General features: G+C 71.4%; 12 protein-coding genes and 3 tRNA genes. 7 read left to right on the forward strand and 8 right to left on the reverse strand.

Annotation, left to right across the window (positions count from 1 at the left end; translation table 11 throughout):
* Nucleotides 1-13 precede the first annotated feature (13 nt).
* From OG594_RS08230 to OG594_RS08240, 3 genes are all read left to right on the forward strand, one after another.
* Nucleotides 14-784, forward strand: a complete 771-nt coding sequence (locus tag OG594_RS08230) for a glucose 1-dehydrogenase (RefSeq protein ID WP_266596684.1) — start codon at nucleotides 14-16, stop codon at nucleotides 782-784.
* 72 nt (nucleotides 785-856) lie between these two features.
* Nucleotides 857-1318, forward strand: coding sequence for a hypothetical protein (locus OG594_RS08235; protein WP_266596686.1), 462 nt, complete (start codon nucleotides 857-859; stop codon nucleotides 1316-1318).
* Nucleotides 1319-1363: 45 nt separating this feature from the next.
* The gene (locus OG594_RS08240; protein WP_266596688.1) at nucleotides 1364-3475 is read left to right on the forward strand and encodes a molybdopterin oxidoreductase family protein; all 2112 of its coding nucleotides are present in this window, start codon (nucleotides 1364-1366) and stop codon (nucleotides 3473-3475) included.
* On the opposite strand, the gene OG594_RS08245 is transcribed toward OG594_RS08240, so the two are convergent.
* A complete protein-coding gene (locus tag OG594_RS08245) occupies nucleotides 3472-4461 on the reverse strand; it encodes a nucleotidyl transferase AbiEii/AbiGii toxin family protein (protein WP_266596690.1) in 990 nt (329 codons plus the stop codon). The genes OG594_RS08240 and OG594_RS08245 overlap by 4 nt on opposite strands.
* A 106-nt stretch (nucleotides 4462-4567) precedes the next feature.
* Nucleotides 4568-5170 (reverse strand): hypothetical protein, encoded by a 603-nt coding sequence (locus tag OG594_RS08250; protein WP_266596692.1) that lies wholly within the window; start codon nucleotides 5168-5170, stop codon nucleotides 4568-4570.
* A gap of 168 nt (nucleotides 5171-5338) precedes the next feature.
* Between OG594_RS08250 and OG594_RS08255 the strand changes: the two genes are divergently transcribed.
* Nucleotides 5339-6382, forward strand: a complete 1044-nt coding sequence (locus tag OG594_RS08255) for an RNA polymerase sigma factor (RefSeq protein WP_266602720.1) — start codon at nucleotides 5339-5341, stop codon at nucleotides 6380-6382.
* A 79-nt stretch (nucleotides 6383-6461) separates the two neighbouring features.
* Here OG594_RS08255 and OG594_RS08260 read toward each other — a convergent pair whose 3' ends face one another.
* From OG594_RS08260 to OG594_RS08280, 5 genes are all read right to left on the reverse strand, one after another.
* Nucleotides 6462-6977 (reverse strand): GNAT family N-acetyltransferase, encoded by a 516-nt coding sequence (locus tag OG594_RS08260; protein WP_266596694.1) that lies wholly within the window; start codon nucleotides 6975-6977, stop codon nucleotides 6462-6464.
* 69 nt (nucleotides 6978-7046) lie between these two features.
* Complete coding sequence (locus OG594_RS08265) at nucleotides 7047-8969, reverse strand: ABC transporter ATP-binding protein (protein WP_266596696.1); 1923 nt, start codon at nucleotides 8967-8969, stop codon at nucleotides 7047-7049.
* Nucleotides 8966-10699 (reverse strand): ABC transporter ATP-binding protein, encoded by a 1734-nt coding sequence (locus OG594_RS08270; RefSeq protein ID WP_266596698.1) that lies wholly within the window; start codon nucleotides 10697-10699, stop codon nucleotides 8966-8968. The genes OG594_RS08265 and OG594_RS08270 overlap by 4 nt, the downstream gene beginning before the upstream one ends.
* A gap of 142 nt (nucleotides 10700-10841) precedes the next feature.
* Nucleotides 10842-12314, reverse strand: coding sequence for an FGGY family carbohydrate kinase (locus OG594_RS08275; RefSeq protein WP_266596700.1), 1473 nt, complete (start codon nucleotides 12312-12314; stop codon nucleotides 10842-10844).
* Between the two features lie 97 nt (nucleotides 12315-12411).
* On the reverse strand, nucleotides 12412-12714 hold the full coding sequence (locus OG594_RS08280; protein WP_030012123.1) for a hypothetical protein: 303 nt from the start codon (nucleotides 12712-12714) through the stop codon (nucleotides 12412-12414).
* A gap of 145 nt (nucleotides 12715-12859) precedes the next feature.
* Between OG594_RS08280 and OG594_RS08285 the strand changes: the two genes are divergently transcribed.
* The 3 genes from OG594_RS08285 (at nucleotide 12860) to OG594_RS08295 (ending at nucleotide 13274) form a co-directional block, all read left to right on the forward strand.
* Nucleotides 12860-12932: transfer RNA gene (locus tag OG594_RS08285), tRNA-Asn, on the forward strand.
* A 5-nt stretch (nucleotides 12933-12937) separates the two neighbouring features.
* Nucleotides 12938-13010: transfer RNA gene (locus OG594_RS08290), tRNA-Asn, on the forward strand.
* 190 nt (nucleotides 13011-13200) lie between these two features.
* Nucleotides 13201-13274 (forward strand) — tRNA-Ile (locus OG594_RS08295).
* Between the two features lie 428 nt (nucleotides 13275-13702).
* Here the strand turns inward: OG594_RS08295 and OG594_RS08300 are convergent.
* Nucleotides 13703-15847 carry a hypothetical protein gene (locus OG594_RS08300; protein ID WP_266596703.1) on the reverse strand — a complete coding sequence of 715 codons (2145 nt, stop codon included), beginning with the start codon at nucleotides 15845-15847 and terminating at the stop codon, nucleotides 13703-13705.
* Nucleotides 15848-16337 lie beyond the last annotated feature (490 nt).

Raw genomic sequence — 16337 nt, forward strand, 5'->3', positions numbered from 1 at the left:
GGGGTGTGGAACCGTGACTGTTGTGGATCTGAGCGGCAAGGTCGTCGTCATCACCGGTGGAGCCCGGGGCCTGGGCGCCGCGGCCGCGCAGGCCGTCGTGGACGGCGGCGGCCGGGTGCTGATCACCGACGTGCTGGAGGCGGAGGGCGCCGAAACGGCCGCGAAGCTCGGCGGCGCGGCGCGATTCCTGCGGCACGACGTGACCAGCGAGGCCGACTGGCAGGCGGCCCTGGACCACGCGGTCGCCGAGTTCGGCCGCATCGACGGCCTCGTGAACAACGCGGGCATCTCCACCGGCCAGTTCCTGGAGCACGAGAGCGTCGAGCACTTCCGCCAGGTCATCGAGATCAACCTGGTCGGCGTGTTCATCGGCATCAAGACCGCGATCCCGCTGCTGCGCGCGCACGGCGGCGGGTCCATCGTCAACATCTCCTCCGCCGCCGGCCTGACCGGCCTCGCACTCACCGCCGGGTACGGGGCCTCCAAGTGGGGCGTGCGCGGCCTGTCGAAGATCGGCGCGGTGGAACTCGCCGAGGCGGGGATCCGCGTCAACTCCGTCCACCCCGGCATGACCCTGACCCCGATGACCGCCCCGATCGGCATCCGGGCGGGCGAGGGCAACTACCCCGGCGCCCCGCTCGGCCGCGTCGGCGTCCCCGAGGAGATCGCGGCCGCGATCGCCTTCCTGCTCTCCGACGCGGCCGGCTACGTGACGGGCGCCGAACTCGCCGTCGACGGCGGCTGGACCGCGGGCCTGACGGTGAAGTACCTGACGGGCCAGTAGCCCCCGGCGCCCCGCTCCGGCGGCCCTCATATTCGGGTGCCGCGGGCGGGCCGCCGGGCTACGGTCCGACCTGTGGAACAGGAAGAACCGGAGCAAGAGCAGGAGCAGCAGCCGGAGGAGCGGGACGACCGGGGACGCGCCGCACCCCTCGTACGCGATGTCCTCCCCGCCCTGGCGGCCGAGCTCGTGCGGCTGCTGGAGGAGGAGGGCGAGCGGGACCTCGCCGTCTGCGCACGCGACCTCCGCATCGTCGCGGACTGCGGCTGCGGCGACGACTTCTGCCAGAGCTTCTCCACCGAGTCCCGCCCGCCCGGCACCGCGTACGGCCCGGGCCACCGCAACGTGCAGCTCTTCCCGGAGCGCGGCTACCTGATCCTCGACGTCGTCCACGGACGGATCATGTTCGTGGAGGTCCTCGACCGGCCCGAGCTCCGGCCGGCCCTCGACGCGGCCTTCGCCCCTTCCACCGCGGCGCGGGGCGCTGCCTCACCGGGGGTGGTGGGCGGCGCTGAGGCGTCGCACTCCGGGCCGTAACGCGCGGCGGCGGCCCGTGTAACACCGGCGGCGCACGCTGGGGGCATGCACACCTCCGATTCCGCCACCGACACGCACTGCCCGTACTGCGCCCTGCAGTGCGGGATGAGGCTGCGCCCCGAACCGGGCGGCGCCACCGTGGTGGTGGAGGAACGGACCGACTTCCCCGTCAACCGGGGTGCGCTGTGCGGCAAGGGCCGCACCGCGCCCGCCGTGCTCTCCTCCCGGGTGCGCCTGACCGAGCCGCTCGTCCGCACCCACGCCGGGCGGCTGGAGCCGGCCACCTGGGAGGAGGCCCTCGACGCCGTCGCCGAGGGCCTCGCCCGCACCGGCCGCGCGCACGGCCCCGACGCCGTCGGGGTCTTCGGCGGCGGCGGGCTCACCAACGAGAAGGCCTACGCGCTCGGCAAGTTCGCCCGTGTCGCCCTGCGCACCTCACAGATCGACTACAACGGCCGCTTCTGCATGTCCTCGGCCGCCGCCGCCCACCAGCGGGCCTTCGGGCTCGACCGCGGGCTGCCCTTCCCGCTGGCGGACGTCCCGCGCACCGGCTGCGTGATCCTCGTCGGCTCGAACCTGGCGGAGACCATGCCGCCCGCCCTGCGCTACCTCACCGAGCTCAAGGCCAACGGCGGCACCCTCATCGTCATCGACCCGCGCCGCACCCGCACCGCCGAACAGGCCGACCTGCACCTCGCCCCGCGCCCCGGCACCGACCTGGCCCTCGCGCTCGGCCTGCTGCACCTGATCGTCGCCGAAGGCCGGACCGACGAGGAGTTCATCGCCGCCCGCACCACCGGCTGGCAGGAGGCCCGGGCCGCCGCGATGGCCCACTGGCCGGAGCTGGTGGAGCGCATCACCGGGATCCCGGTCCCCAGGCTCCGCGAGGCCGTGGCGATGTTCTGCGCCCCGGAGTCCGCCATGGTCCTCACCGCCCGGGGCCCCGAGCAGCAGTCCAAGGGCACCGACACCGTCGGCGCCTGGATCAACCTGTGCCTGGCCACCGGCCGGGCCGGCCGACCGCTGTCCGGCTACGGCTGCCTCACCGGGCAGGGCAACGGCCAGGGCGGCCGCGAGCACGGGCAGAAGGCCGACCAGCTCCCGGGCTACCGCAAGCTCACCGACCCGGCGGCCCGCGCCCACGTCGCAGGCGTCTGGGGCGTCGACCCCGACAGCCTCCCCGGCCCGGGCCGCAGCGCCTACGAACTCCTCGACGCCCTCGGTACGGACGTGAAGGCCCTGCTCCTGATGGGCTCGAACCCGGTGGTGTCCGCCCCGCGCGCCGCCCACGTCGAGGACCGCATCCGCTCCCTGGACTTCCTCGCGGTCGCCGACGTCGTCCTCTCCGAGACCGCGGCCCTCGCGGACGTGGTCCTCCCCGTCACCCAGTGGGCGGAGGAGACCGGCACCACCACCAACCTGGAGGGCCGCGTCCTGCTGCGCCGCCGGGCGCTGACCCCGCCGCCGGGGGTCCGCAGCGACCTGGACGTCCTGCACGGACTCGCCGCCCGCCTGGGCGTCGAGAAGGGCTTCCCCACCGAGCCGGAGGAGGTCTTCGAGGAACTGCGCCGCGCCTCGGCCGGCGGCCCCGCGGACTACTCGGGCATCACCTACGCCCGGATCGAAGCCGAACAGGGCGTCTTCTGGCCCTGCCCCGCAGACCCCGCAGACCCCGAAGGCTCCGCAGACCCCGAGGGCTCCCCGGGCACCGAACGCCTCTTCCTGGACCGCTTCGCCACCGACGACGGCCGGGCCCGCTTCGTCCCCGTCTCCCACCGGGACGCCGCCGAGGTCCCCGACGCGGACTACCCGCTGCTGCTCACCACCGGCCGGGTCGTCGCCCAGTACCAGTCCGGAGCCCAGACCCGCCGGGTGGACGAGCTCAACGCGGCGGCCCCCGGCCCCTTCGTGGAACTCCACCCGCGGCTGGCCGCCCGGATCGGCGCGGTCGAGGGCAGCCCCCTCGCCGTGACCTCCCGCCGCGGCCGGGCCGTCGCCCCGGCCCGCATCACCGACACCATCCGCGCGGACACGGTCTTCATGCCGTTCCACTGGCCGGGCGAGGGCCGCGCCAACACCCTCACCAACCCGGCCCTGGACCCCACGTCCCGCATGCCGGAATTCAAGGTCTGCGCGGTCCGCGTCGAGCCGGCCTAGGGGTCTCGGGTGCCCTCCGCGAAGGTCGGGGCCAGGGCCGCCACCAGGCGGGCGAGGAAGGCCTCGTCCCCCGGGACGGCCAGCTCCGGGTACTCCGCCTCGAAGTGCTCCCACTCGGCGCCCACGTAGCCCTCGGGGGCGATGTGCACGATGTCCAGCAGCTCCACGTCCCGGTTCGGCTGCGGGGCCTCGCCCGCCTGCCGGAACACCTCCTGGAGCAGGGCGTTCGGCAGCCGGTGCCGTTCGGCGAGCAGGACCGCGTCGTACAGGTCCTTGCCCTGCGGGTGCCGGTCGCTGATGAGCCACAGCACCTTCCAGGCCAGCGACAGCGCCGCAGTCGCGGCGAGGACCACCGCCCCGCAGGCGAGTTCGGCCGGCTCCGGCGGGACCGGGAGACGCTCGTTGAAGACGAAGTCCAGCTGGACCTGCCCGTCCGGCAGGCCGGGCACGGACCACGGCAGCACCATGCGCCGCCCCGGCACCCGGTCGTACGTCCAGATGTCCTCCGACACCGCCCCCGAGGCCTTGATCCCGGCCCGCCCGTCGGCCGCCGCCGCGATGCCGTCCAGCATCCGGCCGGTCCGGCCGTCCTCCATCCGCCACGTCTCGGGGACCACCACGAAGTCCAGGTCGCCGGGTTCCCGGGCCGTGTCCCCGAACCAGTCGGCGAGCAGCACGCTGCCCCGCAGCACCAGCGAGCCCGCCCACTCGGACTCCGAGACCGCCAGCAGGACCGCGTCCATCGCCGCCCGCCGCGCCCGCACCCAGGCGACGGTTCGCTCCGGGGCGTCGAAGACCGGGTCACCGGCCCGGTAGCCCTGGAAGTTGTGCCGCAGCGACGGGTCGAAGACCGCCCGCTGACGTACGTCGTCCCCGACGACCGGACGCAGCGTCCGCGGCAGGTGCCGGGCCGCACGCGTCTCCTCGTCCAGGGGCTCACTCGGCACGTGCGTGCTGTCGATGCCGAACTGCCGCCACGAGCTCATCGCGCCTCCTCCTGGGGGGCCTTCGACCACAGCGCCGGCACCCGGCCCTCGTACCGGCGTCCGGCCGGTGTCGGCGGCACCGGGTTCCGGACCTCCCGCTCTCCGATCATGCCGTCACCCCTTCGCCGATCCACCCGTCGTCCACCGACAGGTCGCTGTCGTACAGCACGAACTCCCGTTCCTGCGAACGGATCCCGTACCCCGCCGCGCCGAGCGCGGCGACCAGCGCGTCGCAGGCCGCCCCCGCCTGCGCCGCCGTACCGCGCCACCGCTGGGTCACGAACCGCTCGTGCGCGCCCCCGGCCAGGACCCGGCGGGCGTTCCAGGACAGGTGGGCCCCGTGCGGGACGACCAGGGCCTCCAGGGCCGCGCGGTCGAAGTCCACGGGCAGCAGCAGCTTCAGGTGGTGCTCGAAGTAGCCGCCGCCCGGGCCGGGGGAGTCCGTGGTCCACGGGACCGTCTCCACCTTGACCCGGACCGGGTCGAAGCCGGCCGCCCGCAGCCGCGGCACCAGCCGCTCGTGGCCCGTGCGGTCCGGCAGGGTCAGCATCGGCTGGGACACCATCCGGCCGCGGGCCAGCAGGATGTGCGTGACCTTCAACTCCCGTGCCCCGGCCCACGCGTCGAGGCGCGCCAGCTCCGCCGCGTCCGTGCAGCGCACCGTCACATGGGTTTCGTACTCCGCCATGGAGTCGATCATCTCGGACATGCGTCCGATCCGCATCGGGGTTCCCGCCGGGGGGTAACCATCCGGTCACGCACCGGACTCAGAAAGTGCTCGCACGCCCCTCGTGGCCGCGATGTGTCGTACCCCACACTGAGGTTCGGTGCCCCCGTCCTCGGAGCCCTGGAGGTCGCCCCCGTGCAGACCCGGACCCTGACCGTGAACGTGAACGTGAGCGAGTCCTCGGAGGCCAAGGCCGTGGACGAAGAGCCCGAGGTACTGGAGCTGATCGAGCCGGTGCCCGTGCCGCGCAGGCGCAGCAGCGGCGACAGCGGAGGCGGAGCGGGCCCGTCCGCCGACCTGTTCCGCCAGTACCTCCGCGAGATAGGCAGGATCCCGCTGCTCACCGCCGCCGAGGAGGTGGACCTCGCGCGCCGCGTCGAAGCCGGCCTGTTCGCCGAGGAGAAGCTCGGCAGCACCCCCGACCTCGACTCCCAGCTCGCCCTCGACCTCGACAAGCTCGTCGTCATGGGGCGGATGGCCAAACGCCGGCTCATCGAGTCGAACCTGCGGCTCGTCGTCTCCGTCGCCAAGCGGTACGTGGGCCGCGGACTCACCATGCTCGACCTCGTGCAGGAGGGGAACCTCGGGCTGATCCGCGCCGTCGAGAAGTTCGACTACGCCCGCGGGTACAAGTTCTCCACCTACGCCACCTGGTGGATACGGCAGGCGATGTCACGGGCCCTCGCCGACCAGGCCCGGACCATCCGGGTGCCCGTCCACGTCGTCGAACTGATCAACCGGGTCGTCCGCGTACAGCGCCGGATGCTCCAGGAGCGCGGGTACGAGCCCACGGCCGAAGAGGTGGCCGTCCACCTGGAGTTGACCCCCGAGCGGGTCCTGGAGGTGCTCCGCCTCGCCCAGGAACCGGTCTCCCTGCACGCCCCGGTGGGCGAGGAGGACGACGTCGCGCTCGGCGACCTCATCGAGGACGGGGACGCCGCCTCGCCCGTGGAGTCGGCCGCCTTCTTCCTGCTGCGCGAGCACCTGGAAGCCGTCCTGTCGACCCTCGGCGAGCGCGAGCGCAAGGTCGTCCAGCTGCGGTACGGACTCGCCGACGGGCGGCCCCGCACCCTGGAGGAGATCGGACGGATCTTCGGCGTGACGCGCGAGCGCATCCGCCAGATCGAGTCCAAGACCCTCAACAAACTCCGCGACCACGCCTTCGCCGACCAGCTCCGCGGCTACCTGGACTGACGGACCAACGGAAAAGAGGGGGCGCCCCGCCAGGCGCCCCCACCCGTTGCCCCGGCCCCGGCTACGGCTACGGCTACGGCTACGGCCGCGCGGGCTCGTGGAGGTCGGACAGGCTCCGGCTCATCCAGACGTCGTCGACATAGGCCCCGTCCAGCAGGAACTCCTCGGGCAGGACACCGACCACCGCGAAGCCGCACCGGCGGTAGAGCTGCTGCGCCGGCCCGTTGTGGCCGAGGACGCGCAGGTTCATCCGGCGGGCACCACCGGCCCGCGCGGCGGCGCAGGCGGCCTCGATGAGGGCCTGCCCGACTCCGCTGCCGCGGGCGGATTCGAGGACCGCCAGTCCCTGGATGTGACGGACGTGCCGATTGGTTTCGAGGGGGCTCGCCGGGGCCTGGGTGACGTACCCGACGATCCGCTGTCCACGCTCCGCGACGAGGAAGCCCTCCACGGGATGCCGCTCGTCGAAGAGGGCCGCGTCGGCCGCGCGCTCGGGGCCGGGTTCGCTCACGCGCGACCACACCGAGCGGAGCAGCTCCAGTATTTCGCCTTCGTCCTCCGCCCGAGCAGGGCGTACCACCACGTCCGATGCCATGCCGTCATGCTAACGACGGCAAAGGGGCACCCGAGCGCGTCCCGCACGCGAGTGCCCCTGCGCCGCGCACTAGTCGACCTCGGCCACCGCCTGCGCGAACTGCGCCGCGTACAGCCGTGCGTACGCGCCGCCCGAGGCCAGCAGCTCCTCGTGCGTGCCCTGCTCCACGATCGATCCGCTCTCCATCACCAGGATCACGTCCGCGTCGCGGATCGTGGAGAGCCGGTGCGCGATCACGAAGGACGTACGGCCGCGCGCGAGGCGCGCCATCGCCTTCTGGATCAGTACCTCGGTACGGGTGTCCACCGAGCTCGTCGCCTCGTCGAGCACCAGGATCACCGGCTCCGACAGGAACGCCCGGGCGATGGTGATCAGCTGCTTCTCGCCCGCGCTGACGCCCGCGCCCTCGTCGTCCAGCACGGTGTCGTAGCCGTCCGGCAGGGTGCGGATGAACCGGTCCGCGTGGGCGGCCCGCGCCGCCCCTTCGATCTTGGCGCGCGTGACCTCGCGCGAAGCACCGTAGGCGATGTTCTCCGCGATGGTGCCGCCGAACAGCCAGGTGTCCTGAAGCACCATGCCGATGCCGTCGCGCAGTTCCTCGCGGGTCATCTTCGCGATGTCCACCCCGTCGAGGGCGATCTCCCCGCCCGTGACCTCGTAGAACCGCATCAGCAGGTTGACCAGCGTGGTCTTGCCGGCGCCGGTCGGGCCGACGATCGCGACCGTGTGGCCCGGCTCGACCGTGAGCGAGAGGTTCTCGATCAGCGGCTTGTCCGGCTCGTAGCGGAAGGCCACCTTGTCGAAGGTGACCTGACCGCGCAGCTCCTCCGGCCGCTCCGGAACCACGGCGTCCGGCTCCTGCTCCGGCGCGTCCAGCAGCTCGTACACCCGCTCCGCCGAGGCGACGCCGGACTGCACGAGGTTCGCCATCGAGGCGACCTGCGTCAGCGGCATCGAGAACTGCCGCGAGTACTGGATGAAGGCCTGCACGTCACCGATCGACAGGGTGCCGGAGGCGACCCGGAGCCCGCCGACGACGGCTATCAGCACGTAGTTGATGTTCGAGATGAAGAACATCACCGGCTGCATGATGCCGCTGACCAGCTGCGACTTGAAGGAGGCCCGGTACAGCGCCTCGTTCTGCTCGGCGAAGACGGCCGCGGACTCCTTCTGCCGGCCGAAGACCTTGACCAGGCCGTGGCCCGAGTACATCTCCTCGATGTGGGCGTTGAGCGCGCCGGTCGCCTTCCACTGCGCCACGAACTGCGGCTGCGACTTCTTGCCGATCTTCGCGGCGACGAAGACCGACAGCGGTACGGTCACCAGCGCGACCAGCGCCAACAGGGGCGAGATCCAGAACATCATCACCAGCACGCCGACGATGGTCAGCAGCGAATTCAGCAACTGGCCCATCGTCTGCTGGAGCGTCTGGCCGATGTTGTCGATGTCGTTCGTGGCCCGGCTCAGCACCTCGCCGCGCTTCTGCTGGTCGAAGTACGACAGCGGCAAACGCGACAGCTTCGCCTGGAGCTCCTCGCGCATCCGGTAGACGGTGCCGTTCATGACGTGGTTCGACAGCCGCGTCGCGACCAGCATCAGCAGGCCGGCCAGGGTGAAGACCACCAGCGCCCAGATCGCGACGACCCCGACGGCACCGAAGTCGATGCCCTGCCCCGGGGTGAAGTCGGTACCGGCGAGCATGTCCGCCATGCCGTCCTGGCCCCGGGCGCGCAGCCCGTCCAGCGCCTGCTGCTTGGTGGTCCCGGCCGGCATCTCCCGGCCGACGATCCCCGCGAACACCAGGTCGGTGGCCTCACCCAGGATCTTCGGGCCCACCACCGCGCAGCCGACGCTGCCGACGACGGCCGCGACCATGCCCCAGATCTTGGCCCGGTCGTACGCGAGCTGGCGCAGCAGCCGCTTGCCCGAACCCTTGAAGTCCATGGACCGCTGGGCCGGCCCCATCATCATCCGTCCTCCGGGCCCGCTCATGCGGCCTCCGCCTCCGTCAGCTGGGAGAGCACGATCTCCCGGTAGGTCTCGTTGCCGGCCATCAGCTCGTGGTGGCGTCCCTCGCCCACGACCTGGCCCTCGTCCAGAACGATGATCCGGTCGGCGTCGCGGATCGTGGAGACCCGCTGGGCGACGATCACCACAGTCGCGTCCTCCGTCTCGCGGGCGAGCGCCGCGCGCAGCGCCGCGTCCGTCGCGTAGTCCAGGGCCGAGAAGGAGTCGTCGAAGAGGTAGATCTCCGGGCGCTGCACGAGCGTGCGGGCGATGGCCAGACGCTGGCGCTGGCCGCCGGAGACATTGGTCCCGCCCTGACTGACGGGCGCCTGAAGGCCACCCTCCAGCGCGGAGACGAACTCCTTGGCCTGGGCCACCTCCAACGCCTGCCAGAGCTCTTCGTCGCTCGCGTCCGGGCGCCCGTAGCGCAGGTTGGAGGCGATGGTCCCGGAGAACAGGTACGGCTTCTGCGGCACCATGCCGACCGTCTTGGCCAGCAGGTCCGGGTCGAGCACGCGGACGTCCTCCCCGTCGACGAGGACCTCGCCGCCGGTCGCGTCGAACAGGCGCGGTACCAGGCCCAGCAGTGTGGACTTGCCGCTTCCGGTGGAGCCGATGACCGCCGTGGTCTCGCCGGGCCGGGCCACCAGGTCCACGCCGCGCAGGACCGGGGCCTCGGCGCCCGGGTAGCGGAAGTCGGCGCCGCGCAGCTCCAGGCGGCCGCGGCGGGCGAGTTCGCGCACCGGGTCCTTGGGCGGGACCACGCTGGACTCGGTGTCCAGGACCTCCTGGATGCGCTCCCCGCAGACCTCGGCGCGCGGCACCATCATGAACATGAAGGTGGCCATCATCACGGCCATGACGATCTGCATCAGGTAGGCGAGGAAGGCCGTCAGCTGCCCGATCTCCATGCCGCCGCTGTCGACGCGCATCGCACCGAACCAGATGACGGCGACGCTGGAGATGTTCACGACCACGATGACCGTGGGGAACATGTAGGCGAGGAGCTTGCCGGCGGACAGCGAGACGCCGGTCAGGTCGGCGTTGGCCTCGCGGAAGCGGTCCTTCTCGTAGTCGTCGCGGACGAAGGCGCGGATCACCCGGTTGCCGGTGATCTGCTCGCGCAGGACCCGGTTCACGGTGTCCAGGCGCACCTGCATCTGGCGGAACAGCGGCCGCGTCTTGAAGACGATCGCGCCGACCGAGATCCCGAGCACCGGGACGACGGCGAGCAGCACGCCCGACAGCTGCACGTCGAGCGAGAGCGCCATGGCGATGCCGCCGACGCACATGATCGGGGCCGAGACCATCAGGGTGAAGGTCATCAGCACCAGCATCTGGACCTGCTGGACGTCGTTCGTCGTACGGGTGATCAGCGACGGGGCGCCGAACTGGCCCAGCTCCCGCGCCGAGAAGCTCTGCACGCGGTCGAAGATCGCGGCGCGCAGGTCCCGGCCGAAGGCCGCGGCCGTACGGGCGCCGTAGTAGACGGCTCCGACGTTGCAGACGAGCTGGACGAGGGAGACACCGAGCATCAGTGCGCCGAAGCGCAGGATGTAGCCGGTGTCACCGTTGACGACACCGTTGTCGATGATGTCGGCGTTGAGTGTGGGCAGGTAGAGGCTGGCGCTGGTCTGCAGCAGTTGCAGCAGGACCAGCACCACGATGGGTTTCCGGTACGCACCCAGATGGGTCCGCAGAAGTCGTATGAGCACGCGCAGGCTCCGGTCGGCAAGATCGAGGGGTTCAACCCATCTTGGGCCAACCGGCCCCGTGATCCCCACCGGATTTCGCAAAGGCCGGTCAAAAGGACCAGCGCCCCCCGACCCGCGTACCTAGGACACCTCCGGGCCCCGGCTAGAACGCCCCGGGGAAGGCCCCGGGGAACGCCCCGGGGTGGATCTGCTCCCGCGTCGCGAGGTACTGCTGGCGCACTCCCTGCCACGCCGGGAACTCCTCGCCCGGCTCGAAGACCTGGGCCGCGGGGGCCGGCCAGACCGGCGGGGTGTGCGGGGCCAGGGTGCCCTGCGCCACACCGAGCGCCCAGGCCGCCTGGCGCGCCGCGCCCAGCGCCGCGTAGTCGGCCGGCGCCGGTACGACGACCTGCGTCCCGAACAATCCGGGAGCCGCGGCCTGCACGGCGGGCAGCTCGGCCGCCGCGCCCAGCAGGAACACCCGGCGGATCTCGACCCCGCGCGAGCGCAGCACGTCCAGTGCGTCCACCAGCCCGCACAGCATGCCCTCGAAGGCGGCCCGGGCCAGGTGCTCGGGCTTCATCGAGTCGCGGCGCAGCCCGGACAGGGTGCCGGCGGCGTGCGGCAGGTTCGGGGTCCGCTCACCCTCCAGGTACGGCAGGAGCACGAGGCCGTGCGCGCCCGGCGTCGACTTCAGCGCGAGCTCGGACAGCCCCTCCAGATCGGTGCCGAGCAGTTCGGCGGTGCCGCGCAGCGCCCGTACGGCATTGGAGGTGTTCACCACGGGCAGGTGCATGCCGCTGGCGTCGGCCAGCGAGGTGACCAGCCCGCCCGGCTCCGACACCGCCTCGTGGTGCACCGCCATCACCGAACCGGAGGCGCCGAGGGAGACCACCGCGTCGCCGGGGCCCAGCCCCAGCCCGAGCGCGGCGGCCATCGTCTCGCCGGTGCCGGCGGAGATCAGCAGCCCCTCGGGCGTGGTCCCGGCGGCATCGGCGGGGCCGAGCACCTCGGGCAGCAGGGCCCGGTGCCCGAGCGCCAGCTCGACCAGGTCGGGGCGCCAGGTCCCGGTGGCCGCCGACCAGTACCCGGTACCGGAGGCACCGCCGCGGTCGGTGGTCCGCCGGGCCGGGCGGCCCAGCAGCTGCCACACGAGCCAGTCGTGCGGGGACATCAGCACGGCGATCCGGCGGGCGGCCTCGGGCTCGTTGCGGGCCAGCCAGGCCAGCTTCGCGACCGGCTGGGCGGAGTGCGGGACCGAGCCCACCGCCTCGACCCAGGCGTGCCGGCCGCCGTAGGCGTCGATGAGGTCGGCGGCGGCGACCTGGCCGCGCTTGTCGTTGCCGACGAGCGCGGGACGTACCAGGGCGCCCTGCGGGTCCAGCGGCAGCAGGCCGTGCTGCTGCGCGGAGACACCTATGGCCTGGACCCCTTCGAGGAGCCCGCCGCCGGCGGCCTCGCCGAGCGAGAGCAGCCAGGCCTGCGGGTCGGTCTCGTGGGGATTCGCGCCGTCCGGTTCACCCGTGGGCTGTGGATGGGGTGCGTACCCCTGGCGCAGCACGGCGCCGGTCTCGGTGTCACAGACGACGATGCGTGTGAACGCGGAAGAGCTGTCCAGCCCGGCGACTATCCCCATGCGGTGAATTCTGCCGCACGCGGGGCCGGAGTCGACCGGTCCGGAGCCCCCGGAACCTCATGGATCCCGTGGGCCCCAGCGTGCGGACCCGCGCCGCTCAGGTGTTGCTGGTGCCCCAGTCGTCCTCGCCGGCGCCGCCGGCCCGGCCGCGCAGCCCGCGCACCCGCCCGGAGAGCGAGTCCGGGACGGCGTCGCCGACCTTCTGGCTCACCGCGGTGAAGGCCTTCCCGGCGAACTCGCGCCCGGTCTGACCCGCGGTCTCGGCGGCATTGCGCACCGCGGGGTTCTGCGCGAGCTGCCGTGCGGACTTGCGCAGCTGCTCGTAGCGCTCGCGTCCGGCCCGGGTTCCGAGCACGTACCCGAGGGCCAGTCCGACCACGAACGTGACCTTGTACCGCATGCCTGTCACCCTTCGTCGTGTGGTGCCCGGCCCGCTGTCGATACCGATTGGCGGAGCACCCCCCTGCTTGCGCTAATCTATGACTCGCAACGGGCACTCGCCCCCCGGCAACGCCGGAGGTGGGCTGTTCGATGCACCGCAGCAATCCCCTGTAGCTCAATTGGCAGAGCAGCCGGCTGTTAACCGGCAGGTTACTGGTTCGAGTCCAGTCGGGGGAGCGCGGTCCCCTGTAGCTCAATTGGCAGAGCATTCGGCTGTTAACCGGAGGGTTGCTGGTTCGAGTCCAGCCGGGGGAGCAAGGAAGAAGAAGAGGACCCCGAGGGGTCCTCTTCTTTTCTTTGTCACCGCGTCCGGGAACCGGACAGCCCTCAGAGCGGTCTCTCTGAGCAGGCGAAGCCGATCATGCGAGGCATCCGAGGCAGGAGATCGTATGAGCGGCTATGCTGCGGCAGACGGCGCGCACACGTGTACGCGCCACGCCGTGAAGGGGCGGTAGCTCAGCCGGTTAGAGCAGCGGACTCATAATCCGTCGGCCGTGGGTTCGAGTCCCACCCGCCCCACTGCACACCAGGTGTGCAGAAACGATCTACCAGCGTCTTTTGCTGGCGGCGCGAGTCACTACGGTGACCCTGGCGGCCCCTCGGGGCCGCCTTTCGCGTTCCGAGGGTGCTGCGGGGACGTCCGTGTGCCTGTTGTGCTGTCCGGCGGGCGGGTATCGCCTGGGCACGTGTCGCGTGTGTGGGCGACCACAGTCAGCACCCGGCCCTCACGCCGCGCCGAGCTTCTCCAGCGGCGCATGGACCCCGTCCGGAAGGCAGACTCTGGCGACACAGCCGCCCGCACGGTCGAAATTCGAGCCATCCGCCATGCCGTTGCCGCAGGCCTCACCCGATCGCGGAAGCGCGGCGCGGGTGGCGGCTACGGGCTCCCCCGCTCTCCGCAGGCCCCGCCCCATGCGCACCACGAAGCCTGCGCCGCCCCGGCCGGCTCAGTCGGCTGGCAGGCCATGAGCCCGCTTGTACTGTCTGATCAGTGACTCCGGGAGACGCCCCCGAGTGTTCACCGGTCGCCCTTCGGCTTTGGCCCAGGTGCGTACTTGTGCCGGCTCGATGTCGTTCGAGGGCGGGTCGGTCTTCTGCGGGCCGGCATGCGACGGGCCGGAGGGCCCTGCGATCGGACCGGGCGCGTCGTCGCCGCGGGATTCTGTGCCGAACGCCTTCGCCTCGATCGCCGCAGCCAGTGAGCGCAGCCGTGAAGCGATCAGTGTCGGTGGTGCCGTGATCGTGTGATCGGTGCCCCGTTTGACCACGCCTGCGACGCATGGACTGCTGAGGAAGGCCAGCGACTCTTCGATCTCCTTCTTGTCGAGCGGGGTTTCCACCAACGCCTTCGTCTCGCGCCAGATGTCCCGCACGTCCAGTGCGCCGGCACCGAATTCGATGTCGACCGGATCGTTCGCACTGTTCCACATGGCGTTCACCACGAGCGCGAGTGCTTCGGTCCGCCGTTCCGTCTCGCTCCAAGTCTGCTCGAGCGCATCGGCGTGGCCCGTGAGCAGCAGAGCAGCGAGTTCGTGCGGATACAGCGGAGTCTCGGAGTGGCGGACGATCGTCTCCGCGAGCTGCTTGGCCGTCAGCACGGCCACGTCCTCCTTGCTCGCCTCCCGAAATACCCGGCCGTCGAACCCGGGGCCGATCAACACGCTGTGGTCGGCTTGATGGCGAGCGCGATGTTCGCTGAGCCGCATGAACCGCACATCCTGGTCGGTCACCAGACCGGCACCGTCCGTCTTGGCCTCCACCGCAATGCGCCGTCGGCTTGTCGGAGAGAGCCACAGGGTGACGACCAGGTCCGTCTTGGCCGGGCCGCTGTGCACCTCGACGTCCATGGCGAGGTAGCGGAACGCCTCCGCCAGGGCGCACTCGAACCGTTGATAGTTGGCGCTGTCCGTGGACGCGCTGACTACCTCAGCTGCCAGTTGCCCGGGTAGCGGATGGCCCTGGCCGACCTCCGCCGCGGCCGCCCTCCCCCCACCCTGCACGCTGTCTCGTCGGACGTCCCGGCCCTTCTGAAGGGGCAGTGAACGGGCAAGCGTCGTACCGAGTGCGGTTCTGCGCGTCACGTTTCCGAGGCGCTCGGCAAGCCCCGTCTCCACGAGAAGGGCGACGCGCGCCGTCACGTCCTTCCGGGTGAGATCCGACGTGGGGTACTTCTCGGCCAGGACGGCGGTCAACGTGCCCGAGTCGGATTCGGATTCCAGAGCGTCCAGAGTCTCTCCGAGTAGGGCGAGACTGAGGTGAAGGTGGCGGATGAGGTCCACGGCCTCACCGGAGGTGAGCCACTCCACCGCGAGGTCGGTCGCCGCGAACCGGTCCTGCCCCACCTGGGCCAACAGATCTAGCCCCTGGAGGGTGTTGAGCGACTGCTCGGCGGACGACTTGCTGACCTCGAACGTCTCCGCGGAGAACTGGATGATCTCGTTGCGCGACAGGCCGGCCGCCGCAGCATCGACCAGGCGGCTGAGGGCTGCCATGCTCGCTCCACCCGCGAGGTATCCCAACACTCGCTTGCGTGCCTGCAGCTCCTCCTCGGTGACCGAGTCGAGACGCTCGGCAAGTAGACGTGGTGCTTCCGGAAGCTCTGCGGGCAGGTTCGCGGCGGCCTGTCTCTGCGACTCCAGGTCGCTTGGACGGACAAGACTCAGCCGGGGCAGCAGCGCCTGCCCGTCGTCCGTCGGGACGATCTTTCCGTTGGTCCAGCACTCGACCAGGCCCGTGCCGCGCATCCAGTGGACCCGTCGACGGACTTGGTCGAGCGACTTCCAGTTCAACCCGTAGGCGGCGATGGCGACCTGGTGCAGCTCGTTGTAGGTGAGCCCCTCGCCGATCGACTCCAGCGTCTCCCCGAAGAAGCGGACATGGGCGTGTAGCAGGGCGATGAGGTAGTCGGTGTCACCTGTCTCGAGGAAGTGCCTGGCTTCAGGTGTCAGAAGGACACGCGACGGGCGGCCCTCCCGGGTGAACAGGCCGCAACTGCCCACGAAATGGAGCACCTGGCGCATCGGGACGGGCGAGGCGGCTCCCGGCCACGTGAACGATCGGTCGACCAGGGGGTTGGCGTTGATGTCCTTCAACAGTGCCGTGAGGTTGTTCAGGAGCTCGGAGTGGTGCCCCGGGATATACGGAGCCCCTCCGGCTCGGGTTGCCCACGGGAGAGGGGAAGGCAGGTCTCTGCTACCCGGATCGGGCGCTTGCGGCATGGAATGGGGCTCCTGATCGAGATGTTTGGGCTTGTGATGCAGAGCATCATGCGTGCCATCAATGGTGACCTCAAGTAGCTTGTTACACAATCGGTTTGGGTCACTTGGGGAACTGGGCTTGGTGATTGTTGGACTGGGCGGCAAGGGCTGGCGTGCAGCAACTCCGACACCTTGGACTCATCCGATGGTGACGAGGGGTGCCGGGACGGGGGTCTGCGGTGGGAGGTGCCTGCGCCCGCGCTTCGGGCCGGGAGGGGCAGGGAAGGCGTCAGGTCCCCTCGGCCGGCGGCTCGGCCGGTGCACGTCCGCCCGAGTGAGGCAGCAGGGCGTGCCGGACGGCGCCCCGTCCGGCGCCGCAGCCGGG

This window comes from Streptomyces sp. NBC_01214 (genome assembly GCF_026340975.1).
Classification (GTDB): domain Bacteria; phylum Actinomycetota; class Actinomycetes; order Streptomycetales; family Streptomycetaceae; genus Streptomyces.

Excerpts from the sequence above, each read along its gene's own strand:
- OG594_RS08240 (WP_266596688.1), top strand. The coding sequence starts at position 1,364 with ATGCACACCTCCGATTCCGCCACCGACACGCACTGCCCGTACTGCGCC.
- OG594_RS08245 (WP_266596690.1), bottom strand. The coding sequence starts at position 4,461 with ATGAGCTCGTGGCGGCAGTTCGGCATCGACAGCACGCACGTGCCGAGT.
- OG594_RS08250 (WP_266596692.1), bottom strand. The coding sequence starts at position 5,170 with ATGTCCGAGATGATCGACTCCATGGCGGAGTACGAAACCCATGTGACG.
- OG594_RS08260 (WP_266596694.1), bottom strand. The coding sequence starts at position 6,977 with ATGGCATCGGACGTGGTGGTACGCCCTGCTCGGGCGGAGGACGAAGGC.
- OG594_RS08265 (WP_266596696.1), bottom strand. The coding sequence starts at position 8,969 with ATGAGCGGGCCCGGAGGACGGATGATGATGGGGCCGGCCCAGCGGTCC.
- OG594_RS08275 (WP_266596700.1), bottom strand. The coding sequence starts at position 12,314 with ATGGGGATAGTCGCCGGGCTGGACAGCTCTTCCGCGTTCACACGCATC.
- OG594_RS08280 (WP_030012123.1), bottom strand. The coding sequence starts at position 12,714 with ATGCGGTACAAGGTCACGTTCGTGGTCGGACTGGCCCTCGGGTACGTG.